The sequence below is a fragment of the Delftia sp. HK171 genome, assembly GCF_001886655.1.
GTDB classification, from domain to species: Bacteria; Pseudomonadota; Gammaproteobacteria; order Burkholderiales; family Burkholderiaceae_C; genus Comamonas; species Comamonas acidovorans.
The window spans coordinates 4,385,246-4,404,065 of the sequence record NZ_CP018101.1 but is presented as its reverse complement, the minus strand read 5'-3'; the positions used below and the strand labels follow the sequence as shown (position 1 = coordinate 4,404,065).

17 protein-coding genes are annotated in these 18,820 nt (G+C 66.8%); 2 read left to right on the top strand and 15 right to left on the bottom strand.

From position 1 onward, the window contains the following. Nucleotides 1-106 precede the first annotated feature (106 nt). Nucleotides 107-1,669: an RNA polymerase factor sigma-54 gene (rpoN, locus tag BO996_RS19825; protein WP_071956195.1), complete on the bottom strand. Its 1,563-nt coding sequence runs from the start codon at nt 1,667-1,669 to the stop codon at nt 107-109. A gap of 328 nt (nt 1,670-1,997) precedes the next feature. Between rpoN and BO996_RS19820 the strand changes: the two genes are divergently transcribed. Continuing rightward, nucleotides 1,998-3,569, top strand: coding sequence for a hypothetical protein (locus BO996_RS19820; RefSeq protein ID WP_232240378.1), 1,572 nt, complete (start codon nt 1,998-2,000; stop codon nt 3,567-3,569). A gap of 18 nt (nt 3,570-3,587) precedes the next feature. On the opposite strand, the gene BO996_RS19815 is transcribed toward BO996_RS19820, so the two are convergent. The 10 genes from BO996_RS19815 to BO996_RS19775 form a co-directional block, all read right to left on the bottom strand. After that, nucleotides 3,588-3,866 carry a GlsB/YeaQ/YmgE family stress response membrane protein gene (locus BO996_RS19815; protein ID WP_013801923.1) on the bottom strand — a complete coding sequence of 93 codons (279 nt, stop codon included), beginning with the start codon at nt 3,864-3,866 and terminating at the stop codon, nt 3,588-3,590. Nucleotides 3,867-3,936: 70 nt separating this feature from the next. After that, entirely contained in the window at nt 3,937-4,464 is a 528-nt protein-coding gene (locus tag BO996_RS19810) for a hypothetical protein (RefSeq protein WP_071956193.1), read from the bottom strand. Nucleotides 4,465-4,530: 66 nt separating this feature from the next. Continuing rightward, nucleotides 4,531-6,129 (bottom strand): sigma-54-dependent transcriptional regulator, encoded by a 1,599-nt coding sequence (locus BO996_RS19805; protein WP_071956192.1) that lies wholly within the window; start codon nt 6,127-6,129, stop codon nt 4,531-4,533. A gap of 132 nt (nt 6,130-6,261) precedes the next feature. Beyond that, on the bottom strand, nt 6,262-7,323 hold the full coding sequence (locus BO996_RS19800) for a DNA topoisomerase IB (protein ID WP_071957171.1): 1,062 nt from the start codon (nt 7,321-7,323) through the stop codon (nt 6,262-6,264). Nucleotides 7,324-7,397: 74 nt separating this feature from the next. Continuing rightward, the gene (locus BO996_RS29250; protein WP_141441593.1) at nt 7,398-7,586 is read right to left on the bottom strand and encodes a hypothetical protein; all 189 of its coding nucleotides are present in this window, start codon (nt 7,584-7,586) and stop codon (nt 7,398-7,400) included. A gap of 158 nt (nt 7,587-7,744) precedes the next feature. Next, the gene (locus BO996_RS19795; protein WP_013801927.1) at nt 7,745-9,832 is read right to left on the bottom strand and encodes a catalase; all 2,088 of its coding nucleotides are present in this window, start codon (nt 9,830-9,832) and stop codon (nt 7,745-7,747) included. A 152-nt stretch (nt 9,833-9,984) separates the two neighbouring features. Then, the gene (locus BO996_RS19790; RefSeq protein WP_065347134.1) at nt 9,985-10,200 is read right to left on the bottom strand and encodes a 1,4-beta-xylanase; all 216 of its coding nucleotides are present in this window, start codon (nt 10,198-10,200) and stop codon (nt 9,985-9,987) included. Between the two features lie 216 nt (nt 10,201-10,416). Next, nucleotides 10,417-11,394, bottom strand: coding sequence for a non-homologous end joining protein Ku (gene ku, locus BO996_RS19785; RefSeq protein ID WP_071956191.1), 978 nt, complete (start codon nt 11,392-11,394; stop codon nt 10,417-10,419). A gap of 34 nt (nt 11,395-11,428) precedes the next feature. Beyond that, complete coding sequence (gene ligD / locus BO996_RS19780) at nt 11,429-14,044, bottom strand: DNA ligase D (RefSeq protein WP_071956190.1); 2,616 nt, start codon at nt 14,042-14,044, stop codon at nt 11,429-11,431. Between the two features lie 141 nt (nt 14,045-14,185). Continuing rightward, nucleotides 14,186-15,184, bottom strand: coding sequence for a hypothetical protein (locus BO996_RS19775; protein ID WP_013801930.1), 999 nt, complete (start codon nt 15,182-15,184; stop codon nt 14,186-14,188). On the opposite strand from BO996_RS19775, the gene BO996_RS29245 reads away from it, so the two are divergent. Beyond that, nucleotides 15,183-15,395 (top strand): hypothetical protein, encoded by a 213-nt coding sequence (locus tag BO996_RS29245; RefSeq protein ID WP_156897989.1) that lies wholly within the window; start codon nt 15,183-15,185, stop codon nt 15,393-15,395. The genes BO996_RS19775 and BO996_RS29245 overlap by 2 nt on opposite strands. 78 nt (nt 15,396-15,473) lie before the next feature. On the opposite strand, the gene BO996_RS19770 is transcribed toward BO996_RS29245, so the two are convergent. The 4 genes from BO996_RS19770 to livG form a co-directional block, all read right to left on the bottom strand. Continuing rightward, nucleotides 15,474-16,250: an SDR family NAD(P)-dependent oxidoreductase gene (locus tag BO996_RS19770; protein ID WP_063325597.1), complete on the bottom strand. Its 777-nt coding sequence runs from the start codon at nt 16,248-16,250 to the stop codon at nt 15,474-15,476. Next, nucleotides 16,247-17,158 (bottom strand): pyridoxine/pyridoxal/pyridoxamine kinase, encoded by a 912-nt coding sequence (gene pdxK, locus BO996_RS19765; protein ID WP_013801933.1) that lies wholly within the window; start codon nt 17,156-17,158, stop codon nt 16,247-16,249. Before pdxK ends, BO996_RS19770 begins: the two co-directional genes overlap by 4 nt. 167 nt (nt 17,159-17,325) lie before the next feature. After that, complete coding sequence (locus tag BO996_RS19760; RefSeq protein WP_034398706.1) at nt 17,326-18,027, bottom strand: ABC transporter ATP-binding protein; 702 nt, start codon at nt 18,025-18,027, stop codon at nt 17,326-17,328. 8 nt (nt 18,028-18,035) lie between these two features. Next, nucleotides 18,036-18,803, bottom strand: coding sequence for a high-affinity branched-chain amino acid ABC transporter ATP-binding protein LivG (gene livG / locus BO996_RS19755; protein ID WP_012206137.1), 768 nt, complete (start codon nt 18,801-18,803; stop codon nt 18,036-18,038). Nucleotides 18,804-18,820 lie beyond the last annotated feature (17 nt).

Sequence of the window (18,820 nt, the reverse complement as noted above, 5' to 3'; positions counted from 1 at the left end):
AAGGCATGCCCTGCGGGAGCGACAAGCCGCTGCACGGCGGTGGGGCTTGGCAGGACGGGCCGGACAGGCTTTTGGACAGGCACGCCGCTTGCCACCAAGCCAGGTTTCAGGCGTGGCGCCTGCGCCGGTCGGCCGGTTCTATGCGCAGCAGCTGGCGGTATTTGGTGACGGTGCGGCGCGCCACGACCAGGCCCTGGGCACCGAGCTGGCGTGCGATTTCAACATCCGACAGCGGCCGGGCATCGGACTCGGCCGCGATGATGTCGCCGATCAGCTCGCGGATGGCCGTGGCCGAGCAGGCATTGCCGCTGGCGCTGAGCATGGGGCGCGAGAAGAAATGCTTGAGTTCGAACACGCCCGTGGGCGTGGCCATGTATTTGTTGTTGGTCACGCGGGAGACGGTGGACTCGTGCACGCCCACTTCCTCGGCAATCTCGCGCAGCACCAGCGGCTTCATGGCCATGGCGCCGAACTCCAGGAACAGCTGCTGCTTGCGCACGATGGCCTGCGCCACGTCGAGGATGGTGGAAAAGCGCTGCTCCACGTTGCGCACCGTCCAGCGCGCATCCTGCAGGTGGTCGGCCAGTTGGTTCTGGCCGCTGCGGCGGTGGCGCTGAAACAGCTGCTCGTAGACGCGGTTCAGGCGCACGCGCGGCACGACCGCGGGGTTGAGGTGCACGTTCCAGCCGTTCTGGCCCCGGCGCACGATCACGTCGGGAACGATGTAGTCCACGTGGGAGGAGCCGAAGTTCCAGCCCGGCCTGGGGTTCAGCCGACGTATGCAGTCCAGCGCCTGCGTGATCTGCGCGGGCGGCACCTGCAGCGCCCGGGCCAGCCTGGGCACGTCGCGGGCGGCCAGTGCATCCATGTGGTCCTGCACCATGGCCTGGGCCAGCTGGCGCAGGTGGGCATCGCCGATCTGCGGGCATTGCAGCAACAGGCATTCGCCCACGCTGCGGGCGGCCACGCCGGCCGGGTCCAGCGATTGCACCAGGCGCAGGGCAATGAGCATTTCCTGCGCGTCAGGTGCGGGGCTGAGGGCCAGCAGGCCGGCCAGTTCCTGCAGCTCGGTGCGCAGATAGCCGTCGTCGTCCAGCGACTCCACGATGGCGCGGGCCATGCACAGGTCGCGCGGCGTCATCGCCATCACATTGAGCTGGCCGTGCAGGTGCATGGCCAGCGTGGTCACGCAGGCCGCCAGATCCATGGCCGTGCCTTCTCCATCCACCCCCTGGCGCGCGTCCGTATGCATGTCGGCCAGCCACAGGTCGCGGTCGTCGGCGGGTTCGGTGGCGGGGCCGGGCAGGTGGTCGGCCGGGTCGGGCGGGTGCTGCGTGCCGGGGAGATCGCGGTCCATGTCCAGACCGATGCCCATGCCGATGCCTTCATCCATGCCCGTATCGGAGGTCAGGCCTGCCTCCGGGGCCAGCCTGCCCATGCCGCCTTCCCGGTCCTCTTCACCCAGCTCCTTGCCGTCGAGCAGCCCCTGTTCGTACTCGCCGTCCTGCGCATCCTGCGGGTCTTCCAGGAACGGGTTGTCCTCCAGCTTGCTGCGCACCACGGCGGCAAAGTCCAGCGAGGACATCTGCAGCATCCGCACTGCAAGCTGCAGGCGGGGAGAAAGCGTCTGGGACTGGCGTATGTCCGCCCTGAGGTGCATGGAACCCATTTCATCTCCTTGGTGCGATGACCCGAAGACGCAAGCTCCATGCCGCCATGCGGGCAGCGAATCGTCTGGATACACTTTGGGCACGAAACCTGCTGTGGTCTCCCTGCGCAGGCGGCACGGGGCTCAGGGTTTTGCCGCCGCTGCGGGGGATCGGTTCTGGAACAGCGGGGCCGGTCATGGCGTCCACGGCAGAAATTGCCGTTTGGGCGCAAGGTTTTCTGCAAACTTTGCCATGTACCAGTCCACCAGCTTCCACACGGTCCCGCCCCCGGGGGCCCAGAATTCCGTTCCACGGGAGGCGCCGCGTGATGCCCTGCCCGAAGATCCCATGTCCATACGCCTGAGGTTGGTCCTGCTGCTGCTGGCCTTGCTGGTCTTTGTGCTGGCGGCCTCGTCCTGGCTGCTGTTGCGCGCCTACCAATCCGAGCATGCGGCGCAGGAGCAGGCCGCGCGCGTCAGCAGCATGGCCGTGGCCCGTCTGCTGGACAAGGAGCCGCGCACGGCCGGCGCCGACCAGGTGCTGGCGGCCTTGCGGCCCTTGCTGGACTCCGGCTGGCCCGGCTTTCTGGTGGACAGCACAGGCCGCGCCCTGCCGGCCGGGCCCGGCGCGGCAGCCGACCTGCCTGCCTTGCCCGCCGATTTCAGCGAGCGGCTGGCGGCCAGCCTGGCGCAGGCTGCGCCCGGCGTGAAAAGTGCGGGGCAAAGCGCAGGGCAGGGCGCAGGGCAGGACGCTTCGCAGGGCTGGCTGGATCTGCCAGATGCGCAGGGCGGGCCGCTGCGGGCCTTCTTCAGCAAGTCCGCCCAGGGCTGGACCTGGGTGAGCTGGGTCCCCTGTTCTGCGCTGGACCCCGCATGCTCCCGGCCCCTGAAGGGGGTGATCTGGGTGGCCATCGTTTTGTTTGCGGTGGCGGGCCTGGGACTGGCGCGGCTGGCGCTGCGGGGCAGCGCGGCCCTGGTGTTGCCGGCAATGGGCGGCAAGGCGCAAGACCATGGCCAGGGCCAGGGCGGCGGTGATGCCGGCCTGTCCGAAGGCGCTGCGGTGGACGCTGCCGGCCTCGAAGCAGCCGCTGCCCGTCTCCAGAGCGAACGCCTGCAGGTGGTGGGGCGGCTGGCAGGCCGGTTCTCCCATGAGTTCAACAACCAGCTGGGTATTCTGAGCAACAGCGCCTATCTGATAGAGCGGCGCTCCGAGGACCCGGGCCTGCGCCTGCCCGCCCAGGCCATGCTGCGCTCGGTGGACACGGCCAGCCGCCTCACGCAGCAACTGTTGCGTTTTGGGGCGCACCATTGCACGCATGCGCTGGTGGTGGACCTGTACCGCTGGCTGCCCGGCCTGCAGGGCACGCTGGCCGTGGTGCTGGGCAAGCGCATGGCGCTGGAGGTGGCGGAGCCTGCCGAGGCCAGTCAGCCCGGCCAGCCGGCGCCGCGATTGGGCGTGCATGTCGACCCGGATGAGCTGGAGCTGGCGCTGATCAGCATTTTTCTCGCCATCCGCGAAGCAATGACCGATGGCGCGCAGGTGCACATGGCCGCCCGGCCCCTGTCCGAGGACCAGGACCAGGAGCAGGCCGCAGCTTCTCGCGGGGATGCGTTGGTGGAGATCCGCATCGAGGCCCTGGCCCACGGGTCGGGTGCGGCCAGCACCGGCTCCGGTACTGGCGAGGCGGGCGCGCCACGGCTGGAACGTGTGGAAAGGCAGGACCCGCCGCCTGTCTTCACTCCATTGAACGATGCCGATGCGGACGCCACCTGCGGCCTGAGCCTGGCGCGCCGCCTGTGCCTGGAGCGCGGCGGCGTGGTGCGGGCCGAGGGTGAGCATGGCCGCTGCCTGGCGGTCTCACTGGTGCTGCCGCGCGTGGCCATGGCGGCGCAGGACTGCCTGGCGCAAAGGCTGGACTGACAGGCGGCCTGGCCGCTTTCAGCGCGGCACGCTCCGCTTGCACAGGTTGAAGATGGCCAGCAGCGCAACGGCGCAGGCCAGAGAGACGAAGATGGACATGGAGGTAGCCGGCGCCTCCGTCTGCGCATTCATGGCCGAAGGCCCCAGCATCGGCGCCAGCAGCCAGCCGCCCAGCAGTGCGCCTATGGCGCCTATGACCACGTTGAGCAAAATGCCTTGCTCGGCCTGGGTGTTCGTGACCATGCTGGTAATCCAGCCGATCAGGCCACCCACCATCAGCCAGATGAGGAAGTCCATGGCATCGCCCTTGAAAAAAGTTACGGTTGGTGGTCAAGGGCAATCGGCGTGCCCGGCTCCTGCAGGCCGTTCAGAGCCTCGGCTTGTCAGGGGCGGTGTCCTGCTCCGAGGCAGGGCGAATCTCTGCACGCTCCGCCTCATGGCCCGAAGGCGTCTGGGCATCCAGGCCCCGGTCGGGTGACTCGCTGACCTGGGGCAGGTCGGCGGCGTGCTCTATCAATTCCTCGATGATGAAGCGGCCATAGAGTTGGGCGCGCTCGGCACCGGCGGCCTTCAGGGCATCGGCGGCCGTGCGTGCGGCCTCGTCGTTGTCCACGCGCACCACCAGCCAGTGGTATCCGCGTTCGGCCAGGGCCTGGTGGGCCTTGATCAGGTTGAGCTCCTGGCCCACGGCAGCAACGGGGCTGGCCTGGCGCAGGTCTTCATCGATCTGGGCCAGCATTTCCCGGTCGGAATAGCGCTGGATGTCCTGGGCGGGCAGGTCCAGCGCCTGCAGCGCGGCCACGCCGTCATCGGCCTGCGCAGCTGTGGGAAACGAGACCACCATGTGGCCCACGGGCTTGAAGACACCGTAGGCGCGGGGAGGAGAGGAGTCCATGGGCTTGTCCTTGGTTGCACGAAGGTGCAAGCAAGGTGGCAAGCAGCGTGCCTGCAAGTTTGGGTGTCAGCCGTGCTCGGCGTCCGTCTCGCCCTTTTTGCCGCCCGCATAGTCCCTGAGCCGGTTGTACAGGGTCTTGAGGCTGATGCCGAGCACGGCCGCCGTGCGTTCCTTCTGGTACTTGCACTGCTTGAGCGTGGCCTGGATGAGCAGCCGCTCGGCCTGCGCCATGGTCATGCCGATGGGCAGCTGTATGGTGGCCGGCTCCGTGTCGGGCAGGTCGTAGGTGGCGGCTGCATGCGCGTGGTCGGCGGGCGCATGCGCTGTGATGGTGGGGGGGATGGGCGCAGTCAGTGGCGCGCTCACTGGCGCGCTCATTGGCATGGACCCCGCCTGCGGCATATGTGGCATTTGCGGCAGGTGCAGGGAGTGGGCGGCCGGATGCTGGGCAATGGCCACGGGCGGCCGGGGAAGCCATTCCTGGCTCACCAGCGGGCCGGGCTCCATCACATAGGCGCGCTGCACGGCATTGCGCAATTCGCGCACGTTGCCGGGCCAGCTGTATTGCGCAAGCTGCTTGAGGGCCGATGCCGTGAATTGCTTGGCCTGGCCCTCGCGCTGGGAGATGGCGTCCATGAAATGCTGCGCAAGCAGCGGAACGTCGGTCAGGCGCTCGCGCAGCGGCGGCAGCTCGATGGGGAAGACGTTCAGGCGGTACAGCAGGTCTTCGCGCAGCTTGCCGCTGGCCACGGCCTCGTAGGGGCAGCGGTTGGTGGCGGCGATCACGCGCACATCGGTCTGCAGCGTCTGGGTGGAGCCCACGCGCATGAAGCGGCCGGTCTCCAGCACGCGCAGCAGCTTGACCTGCAGCTCCATCGACATTTCCGTGATTTCGTCCAGAAACAGCGTGCCCGTGGCCGCGCGCTCGAAAAATCCCTGGTGCTGGCGGTCGGCGCCGGTGAAGCTGCCCTTTTCGTGGCCAAAGATCTCGCTTTCGATCAGGTGCGGAGAAATGGCACCGCAGTTGACCGCCAGGAAGGGCCGGCTGCGCCGCTGGCTCAGCTCATGCAGGGTCTGTGCCACGACTTCCTTGCCGGTGCCGCTTTCGCCCGTCAGAAAGACCGTGACCGAGGTGCCGGCCACGCGCTCCATCTGCTGGTACAGCCGCTGCATGGGGGCCGAGCCGCCCCACAGCCGGCCAAAGCGCCCTTCCTGCGCGCAGTAGCCGGCGCCGGGCCTGTCTTGCGGGGTGATCTGGTCGAAGGCCGCGCCCGTGACGGTGCTGGTGCCCGTCTCCGGTAGGCCGGCCGTGGGGATCAGAAAGCGCGAAAGAATGTCCTCCAGCCGCCCGATGCCCACGGGCTTGACCAGATAGTCCATGGCGCCGCGGCGCAGGGCCTCGATGGAGGAGTCCAGGCTGGCGTGGCCGGTCACCAGCACGATCTGCGAGTCCTGCGGCACCTGCTGGTCACCGAAAAGGTCCATGCCGTTGCCATCGGGCAGTTGCAGGTCCAGCAGCACCAGGCTGGGCGGCTGCATGGCCATCTGCCGGCGCGCGTCGCGCAGGGTGTGGGCCACGGCGACCGAGAAGCGGTCCACGCCCACGAGTTCGCGCATGGTCGCTGCGGAATCCGCATCGTCATCGACGATCAGCACGTGGTTCATTGCATGGCCTCCAGGGGTCCTCGCCGCAACGCGTTTTGACAAAATTTCATGATCTGCCAGTTTAAGGGCGAGCATGCGGGCGTCTTTGTCAGTCCACAGGCACAGTGTTTGCCGGGCGTGCGGGAGGCGGCGTCAGGGAGGCGGCTGGCGGCTGGCGCGCCGGCCGCTGCGGGGCTGCAGCAGCCCCAGGAACAGGCATTCCTTGGCGCTCAGTCCGCGCGGGCGCCTGTCCGGTGCGGTGGGAATGTCCTGTCCAGGTTGCTCGCACAGGGCCAGCACCTGGGGATGGATGTAGAACTTGCGGCAAACCGCACAGGTATTGCCCAGGCGCCGGGCGACCTGCGTGACCAGCGCGTTCAGCGCCGCCGCACTGGTGCCTGCACCTTCTTGCGGCGCTGCCTTGCCTGCGGTCAGCGCCAGTTCCAGCGCCAGTTCCAGCGCGTACACGCTGGCATGCCAGGTGCGGAAATCCTTGGCGCTGAAATCCGGGCCGTCTGAGGTATCTCCGGCATCAGCCCCATGGGCCGCAGCCTTGCCGCAAATCCTGCGGATGTAGTCGTTCACATGCTCGGATCGCACATGGTGGACTTCGCCTGCATCGTCGATGAACTGGAACAGCCGCTGGCCCGGCAGCTCCTGGCAGCGCTTGACGATGCGGGCCACGGCCCGGTCGGACACGCGGGCCTGCTGCAGCACGCCGCTCTTGCCCTTGAAGCTCAGCGTCAGCTCACCCGCGTGCACCTGGGCATGGCGGTTTCTGAGCGTGGTGAGGCCGTAGGATCCATTGCTCTCGGAATACTCGTCGTTGCCTATGCGCAGGGCCGTGCAGTCCAGCAGCCAGACGATGGCGGCCACCACGGTGTCCAGCTGCGGCCGGCCAGGCTTGAGGTCGCGCGCCACCGCCCGACGGATGGCGGGCAGGTGGCGGCCAAAGGCGCGCATGCGGTCGAACTTGACCAGCTTGCGCTGTTCCTGCCACTGCGGGTGGTAGCGGTACTGCTTGCGGCCCCGGGCATCGCGGCCCGTGGCCTGCAGGTGGCCCTGGGGATCGGGGCAGATCCAGACATCCACATAGGCCGGTGGAATGGCGAGTTTGCGGATGCGCGCCAGCGCCTGGGCATCGCGCACGGGCTTGCCGTCCTGTGCCACGTAGGAAAAGCCCTTGCCGCGCCGCACGCGGCGCCAGCCGGGCATGCGGTCGTTCACATAGGTCAGGGCAGGGCCGGGGCCGTCTGCGTTCGCTGCCCTGCCCCTGGCTGGCGCGGAGCTCAGTGCACCCCCTGCGGCGGGGGTGGCGGCGGGGCAATGGGCGGGTCGGAGTAGGGCGAAGGTGCAGGGGCCGGTGGCGGGTCGCCCACGGGGGGAACCAGCGGCTCGGTGGGCGGCGGGTTGACCGGGGGCGCAACAGGCGGGGTGACCGGCGGGGTGACAGGGGGTGCAGGTACCGAAGTGATCATGGGAAGTTGCTCCTGTAGGTGGCAGGCCGGGCCGGCCTTGGTGTTGCCATGGCAAGCGCCATGCCTGGACCCGAGGTAAATGGCCCGGGTACAAGGTTGGTTGAAGTCCGGCGCGGTGCCATCTGGTGGCAATGATGTGGCGCACGCCGGGGCGGGGGTCAGGCCAGCGTTCTCAGCTTCGCTTCGCGGGCCCAGAAGCGCTTCTTGGCGCCTTCGATGAAGGGTTCGGGCTTGTCGATGGGGAACACGCCCTCGTCCGGCGTGATGCCGGCCGTCTTCATGATGTGCTGTGTCGCCTTGCAGGCCGCAATGGCCTTGAGGTGGCCGAAGGCGTCGCGGAACCAGTCCTGCGCGGCTGCCTCATGGGCCAGCGCCTGGCCGCGCTCCAGCGTGATGATGGACACCACGGCATCGAACTGCGCGGATGGCGATCCGGCCAGCTGGCCGTCGGCCGGCAGGTGGCTGCCGTCGTCCAGCGTGGCGCCGCCGATCTTGGGCGCAATGATCTTCACGCTGGCCTTTTGCGCCACCAGCGCCTTGTGGAAGGCGGCAACGTGCCGGGCGCTGGAGCCTTCGTCCACCAGGATGGCAACGCAGCGGCCCTGCAAGGTGGGCTTCATGCGGTCGATGATGCGCGTGGCCGGGCTGGGCGGCAGCTTTTGCGGGGGCACGGCAGGCTTGGCGGCAGGCGGCAACTGGGGCAGGCCCAGGCCGTCGGCCACGCGCTTTGCCAGGTCGGCGTCAATCACCTGCAGATGGCCGACGACGGCCAGGCGCACATGCGGCGTCTGTACCTTGGACAGCTCGAACACCAGGGCGCTGGCGATGTGGGCCTGCTCCTGCGCGCTCTGGCTTTGGTAGAACATGCGCGCCTGGCTGTAGTGGTCGGCAAAGCTCTCGGGGCGGATGCGGCCCTTGGCACCCTCCTGCGCGGGCTGGGCAAAGTGCCGCAAGCCGCGGGCTGCCGAGGCGCGCGGGCTGTCGGCCTGCAGGCTGGAGGGCTCATAGGCCACGCGGCCCTTGGGCACCTCGGTCTGCATGTGGCCGTCGCGCTGGTGGTGGGCGAACGGGCATTTGGGCGCGTTGATGGGCAACTGCGTGAAGTTGGGCCCGCCCAGGCGCGACAGCTGGGTGTCCAGGTACGAGAACAGGCGGCCCTGCAGCAGCGGGTCGTTGCTGAAATCGATGCCGGGCGGGATATTGGCCGGGCAGAAGGCCACCTGCTCGGTCTCGGCGAAGAAGTTGTCGGGCCAGCGGTCCAGCACGAAGCGGCCGATCTTGCGCAGCGGAATTTCCTCTTCGGGGATGAGCTTGGTGGGGTCCAGGTGGTCGTAGGGCAGGGCGTCTGCCTGCTCCTGCGAGAACAGCTGCACGCACAGCTCCCAGGCCGGGTAGTCGCCCGCCTCGATGGCCTCGAACAGGTCGCGGCGGTGGTAGTCGTTGTCTGCGGCCTGCAGCTTGAGCGCCTCGTCCCAGACCGTGGACTGGATGCCCAGCTCGGGCCGCCAGTGGAACTTCACGAAGGTGCTTTCACCCTGGGCATTGACCAGCCGGAAGCTGTGCACGCCAAAGCCCTCGATCATGCGCAGGCTGCGCGCGATGGTGCGGTCGCTCATGATCCACATGACCATGTGCATGGACTCGGGCATGAGGGAGATGAAGTCCCAGAACGTGTCGTGCGCCGTGGCGGCCTGCGGAAAGCCCCGGTCGGGTTCCATCTTCACGGCATGGACCAGGTCGGGAAACTTCATGGCGTCCTGGATGAAGAAGACCGGGATGTTGTTGCCCACCAGATCCCAGTTGCCCTCTTCGGTATAGAACTTGATGGCAAAGCCGCGCACATCGCGCGGGGTGTCCACCGAGCCTGCTCCACCGGCCACGGTGGAGAAGCGCACAAAGATCGGCACTTGCTTGCCGGTTTCGGTCAGGACCTTGGCGGTGGTGTATTGCTCCAGCGAATCTGTCAGCTGGAAATAACCGTGGGCGCCTGTGCCGCGTGCATGGACAATTCGCTCTGGAATGCGCTCATGGTCGAAATGCGTGATTTTCTCGCGCAGGATGAAATCTTCCAGCAGCGTAGGGCCTTTTTCCCAGGCGGTGAGAGAGTTCTGATTATCAGGAACCGGAATGCCTTGCTGCGTGGTCAATCCGGGGTGCTGTCCGTCGGCCTGTTGCTGTAATTCTCCGCCATGGCCTGTGGGGGATTGCTTGGACGATTTCTTTTCACCAGGGGATTTCTTAGCCACGATTTACTCCTTGAAAGAAAGAGGATGGCCTGTTGTATGAGGCAATAATTATTGGAAGAGGCGATTGGCTGAACCAAAGGGCATCGTCAGCAAAGCTCTGGAGATAAAAAAAGGGCCCAGGGGGCCCTTTGCCAGTTCACGCTATCGGCAGCTTAACGCTGCTGATGGCTGCCCTGCTTTTGCTGTTCCCCTGGTTGGTTGCGCTGGGGGTTGCTCTGTTGCTGCTGTTGGTTGGGATTGTTCGGGTTGTTGGGATTGCTTTGCTGCTGCTGCCCCGGATTGTTCTGTTGCTGCTGCTGCTGCTTGTTCTTGTCGTTTTGCTGGTTGCTGGCCGTGTTGCCTTGAGGGTTGTTGGTCTGTTGCGTCATTTCCGTACTCCTTAAGTAAACAGCGATGCCGTCATCACTGCAATTTCATTGTGCGACCGTGAAAATGGCGGGCTTGTAGGATATTTGGAAGATTACTTTTGGTAAAGCATTGGAATTTGCTATGGAGTAGCTTTGTTCCATTTTGTCGGTACAAATGGATGTATTTCTTATAATGAAATTGCTTTTGTAAAAAATGCAGCCAGGCCAAATATGGGGTTATTTGGCGGCGGGGCGTTTTGCAGGGGCCCTGGCCGGGGTTTTTGTGGATTTTGTCGATTTTCTGGACGCTGGCGTCTTTGCATTTTTTACCGTTGACGCGGTATTTTTTTCCTTGGCTGCGGTGGCGGATGGTCCGCCTGCGCCCTTGCCCAGGCTGTTCTTGAGCAGGGCCGTCAGGTCCAGCACGGCCGCGTTGGCCGGCGCGGCGGGTGCGGTCTCCTGTTTTTCCACGTTTTGGACATCGCCCGCATGCGCCTTGGCCTGCACGAGCTGGTGGATTTCCTCGCTGAAGGAGTTGCGGAACTGGTCGGCGTCCCAGGCCTGGCTCATGTCCTTGATGAGGGCCATGGCCATGGTCATCTCGGCGCTCTTGATGCCGGCGGTCTTGGCGTCCAGCGGCGGCAGGTCCAGCTGCTCGAAGGAGCGGATCTCGCCGCCCCAGCGCAGCAGGTTGAGCACCAGCGCCCGGCCGCAGGGGATCAGGATGGCCAGGTGCTGTTTGGTCTGGATGACCACCTTGGCCACACCCACCTTGTTGCTCTTGCGCAGGGCCTCGCGCAGCAGGGCGTAGACCTTCTCGCCACGGTGCAGGGGGGCGGTGTAGTAGGGGCGTTCCAGGTAGATGAAGGGGATGTCCTGGGCATCGACAAAGGCCTCGATCTCGATGGTCTGCGTGGTCTTGGGAAAGGCGGCGGCAATCTCTTCAGCGCTCAGCACCACGTAGCGGCCTTCTTCGAATTCCACGCCCTTGACGATGTCGGCCGTGGCCACCTCCTTGCCCGTGACCTTGTTGATGCGCTTGTAGCCCACGGGCTGCATGTTGCGCTTGTCCAGCCAATCGAAGTCGATGTCCGAGCTGGCCGTGGCCGCGTACAGGCCGATGGGAATGTGCACCAGGCCAAAGCTGATGGCGCCCTTCCACATGCTGCGCGCGGAGGTGGACGGGCTGGATTTGGGGGAGGCGGCTTTCTTCATGGCGGTGCTTTCTTCGATTCCTGCAGGACGGTGCTCAGCGCTGCGACTCGAAGCCCAGCGCCTTCATGGCGCGGCCCAGGCCCACGGCGGCCGTGCCGTAATGCTCCCAGGGGGAGTTGCCCAGGCGCAGGCGCTGGTCTACCGAGCGAATGGTCCAGTGCGCGCCGCCCGTGAGCCTGTCCAGCTCGTTCCAGGCCACGGGCACGGAGATGCCCATGCCCGGCCGCGCACGGGCCGTCCACGCGCAGGCCGTGGTGGCGCCGAAGCCGTTGCGCAGGTAGTCCACAAAAATCTTTCCCACGCGGTTGCGCGGCCCGCTTTTGGCTACGAAGCGCTGGGGCACGGCATGGGCCAGGTGCTGGACCACGGCCTGCGAGAAGGCCTTGACGGTGTCCCAGTCCAGCAGCCGCTTGATGGGCACGACCACATGCAGGCCCTTGCCGCCGCTGGTCTTGAGGAAGGCCGGCAGCTCCAGCTCCTGCAGCAGCACATGCAGCAGGCTGGCGGCCTCCTGCACCTGCTGCCAGGGCACGCCTTCGCCGGGGTCCAGGTCGAAGGTCATGCGGTCGGGCCGGTCGATGCGGTCCTTGCGCGCGTTCCAGGTGTGCCATTCGATGGTGTTCATCTGCGCCGCCGCCACCAGGCCTTCGCGCCGGGACACCTCCATCAGCGGGGCATGGCCGGGGTCCAGTTGCGGCGACAGGGCGGCGATGCCCTGCAGCGGCGCCTGGTCGAGGTGCTTCTGGAAGAACAGCTCGCCCTCGATGCCGTCCGGCGCCCGCACCATGGCCACGGGCCGGGACTTGAGGTGGGTGATCATGAAGGGCGCCACCGTGGCGTAGTAGCGCGCCAGATCCATCTTGGTGATGCCGGTGGAGGGATCGATGACCCGCTCGGGATGGGTGATGGTCATCGAGGCGGGCAGTCGCGCCGCCCTGGCATGGCGGGTTTGCGTTCTTGCAGCGCCAGGCGTGGCTGCAGCGCTGGCGGAAGATGCGGTCGATGGCACGTGCTGTGGCTCCTCTTTGACAATGCTGCGTGCAGGCTTGTCCGCACGCAGGCCCTGGAATACGGCATGGCGGACCTGGCCGTCCTCGGTCCACTGCGCGAACGAGACCTCGGCCAGCAGCGTGGGGCGCACCCAGTGCACCCCATTGCCAAGGCCCCGGCTGTCCGCCAGCGGCGAGGTGCCGGTGGCAAGGCGCTCCAGGCGCTGGCGCAGATCGGCCAGGGTGCGCCTGTTGAACCCCGTGCCCACCTTGCCTGCCGCGCGCAGCTGCCCGTCCTTGCCATGCACGGCCAGGACCAGGGCGCCCAGGCCCGTGCGCGTGCCCTGGGGATCGGTGTAGCCCGCGATCACGAATTCCTGGCGCAGGCCGCACTTGAGCTTGATCCAGTCCGCACTGCGCCGCGAGGCATAGGCGCTGCCGCGCCGCTTGCCGATCACGCCCTCCAGGCCCAGCTGGCAGGCGGCGGCCACCAGGTCGGCGGGCGGGGCGTCAAAGGCCTCGCTGAAACGAAGGCGGTCCGAAGGCGCCTTGTGCAGCAGGGCCTGCAACTGCTGGCGGCGCTGCTCCACGGGCTGGGGCCGCAGATCCTGGCCGTCCTGCCACAGCAGGTCGAACGCGAAGAACACCAGGTGGTCGGTGCGCTCGCCGTCAAAGGCGTTTTGCAGGGCCTGGAAGTCAGGGCGGCTGTCGCTGTCCAGCATCAGCACCTCGCCATCCACCCAGCCCGATTGCAGGGGCAGTGCGGCAAAGGCGCGGGCCAGGGCGGGCATTTTGGTGGTCCAGTCCTTGCCGTTGCGCGTGAAAAGGCGAACGGCGCCGTCCTCGATGCGCGCCAGCAGCCGGTAGCCGTCGAACTTGCTCTCGAAGATCCATTGCCCGGCATCTGCAGGTGCATGGTCCACCAAGGTTGCCAGCTGCGGGGCGATGCTCTGCGGCATGGACGCGGTGACGTGCGTAGCGACGGGCGTGGTGACGGGCGCTGTGGCGGTGGGCAGGGGAAGGCCGGCCACGCTGTCGGGCATGTCGTCGACCAAGTTGAATTCGCTGGCAGCACGTTCCAGGCCGTCGTGCTCCTTGATCAGCAGCCAGGCGGGCTTTTTGGCGTCGTCCTTGCCGCGCATGCGCACCAGGGTCCAACGGCCCTGCAGCTTGTGGCCGCGCAGTTCGAACTTGAGCTTGCCCTTGCGATAGCCTTCGGCCGCATCGCCCTCGGGCAGCCAGGTGCCACGGTCCCAGATGATGACCTTGCCCGCGCCGTACTGTCCCGGTGGAATCTGGCCCTCGAAGCGGTTGTAGGCCATCGGGTGGTCTTCCACCTGGACGGCCATGCGCTTGTCGGCCGGGTCGTAGCTGGGGCCCTTGGGCACGGCCCAGCTTTTCATGCTGCCGTCCAGCTCCAGCCGAAAGTCGTAGTGCAGGTGGCTGGCCCAGTGCTTTTGAATGACGAATTGCAGGGCGCCCGCGCCGGGCTGCCCTGCAATCGCCTCACTGGAAGATTCTGCCGAAGGTTCCGGTGTGCGCGTGAAGTCGCGCTTTTGCCGGTACAGCGCGAGCGAGGCCTGGGGTGTCGCCGCCTTGGCCGCCCCTTTGGTGGGGCGGGCTGGGCGGGATGCCTGGGACTTGCTGCGCGTGGCCGGCATGGCGGCATCCGTCAGTGGATGAGCGCAATCAGGATGATGATGGGAATGGGAACGCCCAGGAGAAAAAGCAGTATGGATCGCATGGCAAGCCTCCGTTGAATGGATTGAATTGGATTGATTCGGTTTCAGTGCTGGGGATTATCAAAAGGCATCGCGTTGACGACCACCCCAGGTGGCGCACAGGCTGCCCACAAAAGCGCCCAGCATCAGCGAAACAAACAGCCAGAGCATGGAATGGGCCGTGGCCTTGCGCGCCTCTTCGGCTGCCTGCTTGGCCTTTTGCTTGGCTTCTTCAGCCTTTTGCTCGGCCTGCTTTATCTGCATTTGCACGGAATCAAAAGTGCTTCGCACTTTCTTTTGCGCATCTTCCACGGACATATCGGAATTGCGCGCGATCAGCTGGGCCAGGTATTGCTCGTCGGCGGGAGACAGCTGGCCGGTGCGCAGCGACTGGGCAAAGATCACGCCGGCCTCGCGGGTGGCGCTGGCCAGGTCGGCGGGGGTGGCATTGCTGGTCGTGGTTGCGGCGCCGGAATTGCGGAACAGGCTGCCGGTCCAGTAGGCCAGACCCTGGGGCGAGGCATCGGCGCCCGAGGCACCGGCCATGGCTGCGGCACCGCCTGCAGCCGCACCACCGGCGGCGCCGATCGCGCCGCCCACCACGTTGGAGGCGCTGGTGGCCACGGTCTGCGCGGCCTTGAAGGCGCCGGAGACGGCACCGCCTGCAGCGGCGCCCATCAGGGCCACCATGGCCAGCGTGGCCAGTGCCCAGGACAGAAAGCCGTGGGCCGTGTCGCGGAAGTAGACCTCGTCCGTGTGCACGCCTTGCCAGCGTGTGCGCAGCCGCCCGGCCAGATAGCCGCCCACGCCGGCCGAGGCCAGCTGCGTGAAGGCGATCCAGGCCACGGCCGTCAGGCCCAGGGCGCCGGCATCCAGGCCTTCACCGGACCATACCGACACCGACGACAGGCCCAGGCCCGTGCCCAGAATGAACAGCAGCAGCGACAGCGATGCCGCCGCCATGGCGCCCGCAAATATCGCGGCCCATGAAACGCCGCTGCGTGAGGTATCTACGGTGGCGACCGTGTTGACCACTGGCGCTTCAGCCAGGGGCGCGGATTCGGAATAGGCAATGGACATGGCCGACTTTCTTGGAGTTGAGTGCCCCATTCTTGCCAGTCGCAATAGACGCCGCTGTAGGAGGATTGGAAATGCAGGACTGGCAAACGCAGATGAAAAACGTCATCCTTTGCCAGATGACGATTTTCAAGCGAATGCTCAGGCTGGATATGGAAAATGCTGCCTGCAATCGGTAATTCTTGCAGAACATTTTCCAGGGCGGGTATTTTGATTATTCAGGTCAGTGCGGCGATGCCTTTTCCATTGCCGGATATTCATCGCCGCATTGAAGCTGCCCTCCGGAAAATGCTCAGGGCTGGCGCACGTCGGCCACCACCTGCTCGCCAAAATCGGCACGCTGCAGCCAGCCCAGCACCAGCGCTGCCGCCTGCTCGGGCGTGGACAGCTTGCCGCCCTCCTTGAGCTGGGCAAAGTTGCCTGCGTCGGGGAAGGCGGCGGTATCCGCGCTGCGCAGCTGCACCTGCATGTCGGTGTCGATGACGCCGGGCGCCAGCGAGCAGATGCGCGCGCCGTGGGGCTTGAGCGCCTCGTCCAGCGCCACGCTGCGGCTGAAATGGTCCATGCCGGCCTTGGCCGCGCAGTAGGAGGCCTGCGAGGCAATGGCGCGCCGGCCCAGGCCCGAAGAAATGTTGAGCACCTTGCGCGGCACGGCCGTCCAGCCCTCGGTGGCGGCCAGAAAGGCGGCCGTCAGCAGCATGGGCGCCTCCAGCCCCACGCGCATGGCCTGGGCAATGTCGGCGGGCTGCAGCTGCGACAGCGGCGCAATCTGCGGAATCACGCCCGCGTTGTTGATCAGGGTGACGCTGGCGTAGCGCGCGGCGTCCAGGCCGGCCAGCCAGTCGCCCAGCCTGCGGGCCGCGGCCTCGGGCTCGCCCAGGTCCACGCTCCACTGCTGCAGCGGCGCGCCCGCCGTGGCGGCCGCCTGGGCCAGGTCTTCGCTGGTGGAGCGCGACAGCGTGACCAGTTCATGGCCGGCATCCAGCAGTTGCCGGGCCATGGCCAGGCCCATGCCGCGCGAGGCGCCGGTAAGAATCGTCAGGGAAAGAAGAGGCGATGCATTGTTCATGCGGGCGATGGTATCGCTTGTGCCCGTGCTGCCGGCCCGGCCGCTGCCTGGGCGGCGACAGGGTCCGATGGCAGCAGCAGCTCGGCGCTGTGCGCCTGCCGGGTGCGCTCCAGCGCCTGCACGATGCGTTCGCAGGCACGCTCGGCCGCCTCGTGCAGGCTGGCGCCCTGCAGCCAGTGGCCGGTGAGCGCGGCACTGAACAGATCGCCCGTCCCTTTGGGCACCGCATCCACCCGCGCGTGGGTGATCACGTGCACGTCATCGCGCGTGACCAGGGCCACGCGCATGCGCTGGGCAGGCTCGCCGTCCAGCTCGGGCGATGCGCTGGTCACGGCCACCCACTGCGTGCGTCCCTTGAGCAGGCTGCGCGCGGCCTGGACCACATCGTCCATGCCGCGCACAGGGCGCGCAGTCAGCCGCTCCAGCTCGAAATGGTTGGGTGTCAGCCCGTCGGCCAGCGGCAGCAGGTGGCGCTGGTAGGCCTCGACCATGGCGGGGTCCACATAGATGCCGCTGTCGTGGTCGCCGATCACCGGGTCCACCACCACGCGCAGGCCGGGCCGCTGCGCCAGCAGGCCGGCAACCCAGTCCGCCAGCAGCGTGGCCTGGGCCGGCCCGCCCAGGTAGCCGGCCAGCACGGCCTGCAACTGCCGCAGCCCGCCGCGCGCGCCCAGGTCCTGCAGATAGCCCGCAAACCACTCGGCGGCAATTGCTCCGCCGTGGATGCTGGGATAGTGCGGCGTGTTGCTGAACACCACCGTGGGCACGGCCGCTGCCGCCAGCCCCAACGCTTGCAGCGTGGGCATGGCCACGTTGTTGCCAACGCGGCCGTAGACGACCTGGGACTGCACGGACACCACGTCGATGGCCAGGGGTTGCAGCATGTCTTGGGGAGCGCAGGCGTTCATGGGCGTGGGGGAGCAATGAGAGGCAGGGACGTGTTTTATAACGCCTGCGCCCAGGCCGCAGACCCCACAATCGGCCGCGCATGACCAGACCACTGTGCGATCTGCGCGTGAAAAGAAAAAGGCCCGCCAAAGGGCGGGCCCGTGGAGCGCCAGGCGCCTGTGCGTTGTCAGGCGCCCAGGTAGGCGCGGCGCACGGCGTCGTTGGTCAGCAGGTTGGCGCCGGTGTCTTCCAGCACCACCTTGCCGGTTTCCAGCACATAGCCGCGGTCGGCGATCTGCAGGGCGCGGTTGGCGTTCTGCTCGACCAGGAAGACCGTGACGCCGGCCGTGCGGATGGTCTGTATGATCTCGAAGATCTGCGCAATGATCAGCGGCGCCAGGCCCAGCGTGGGCTCGTCCAGCAGCAGCAGGCGGGGCTTGCTCATCAGCGCGCGGCCGATGGCCAGCATCTGCTGCTCGCCGCCCGACATGGTGCCGGCGCGCTGGTGGGCGCGCTCACGCAGGCGCGGGAAGAGGCCGAACACATGTTCGATGCCGGCCTCGATCTGCGGCTTGTCCAGGAAGAATCCGCCCATCTTCAGGTTGTCCGTGACCGTGAGGTCCGAGAAGATGCGCCGTCCCTCGGGCGAGACCGCGATGCCCTTGCGCATGATGTGGTGCGAGGGCAGCTGGGTGATGTCCTCGCCCTCGAACGAGATGCGGCCCGAGCTGGCGCGCGGGTTGCCGCACACCGTCATCAGCAGCGAGGTCTTGCCGGCGCCGTTGGAGCCGATCAGCGAGACGATCTCGCCCTGGTTGACGTGCAGGCTCACGCTGTCGACCGCGCAGATGGCACCGTAGTGGGTGGAGATGTTCTCCAGTTGCAGCATGGCAGGCATCAGGCTTCTCCCAGGTAGGCCTTGATGACCCGTTCATCGTTGCGGATGGCGTCCGGCAGGCCCATGGCGATGGGTTTGCCGTACTCCATGACCAGGATGCGCTCGGACACGCCCATGACCAGGCCCATGTCGTGCTCGATCAGCAGCACGGCAATGCCGTACTGGCGCCGCAGCTGGTCGATCAGGCCCTGCAGGTCCTTCTTTTCCTGCGGGTTCAGGCCGGCAGCCGGTTCGTCGAGCATGAGCACGCGCGGCTTGGTGATCATGCAGCGCGCGATCTCCAGGCGGCGCTGGTGGCCGTAGGCCAGGTTGCCGGCCTCGCGGTTGACGAACTCGCGCAGGCCCATGACGTCCAGCCAGTGCAGGGCGCTCTCGATCTTTTCCTCTTCGCTGCGGCGGTAGCTTGCCGTGTTGAACAGGCCCGACAGCAGGTTGACGCCCGAGCGGCGGTGCTGTGCCACCAGCAGGTTTTCCAGCACCGTCATGGACTTGAACAGCCGCACGTTCTGGAAGGTGCGCACCACGCCGTGGTTGGCCACGTGGTGGCTGCTGCGGCCCTCGATGGCGCTGCCGTCCAGCGTGACGGAGCCGCTGCTGGGCTGGTAGAAACCGCTGATGCAGTTGAACACCGTGGTCTTGCCGGCGCCGTTGGGGCCGATGATGGCAAACACTTCCTGCGGGCGCACGTTGAAGCCCACATGGTCCACGGCCAGCAGGCCGCCGAAGCGCATGCACAGGTCTTTGACTTCTAGCAAATACTCGCTCATTGCCGGCCCTTGCTGCT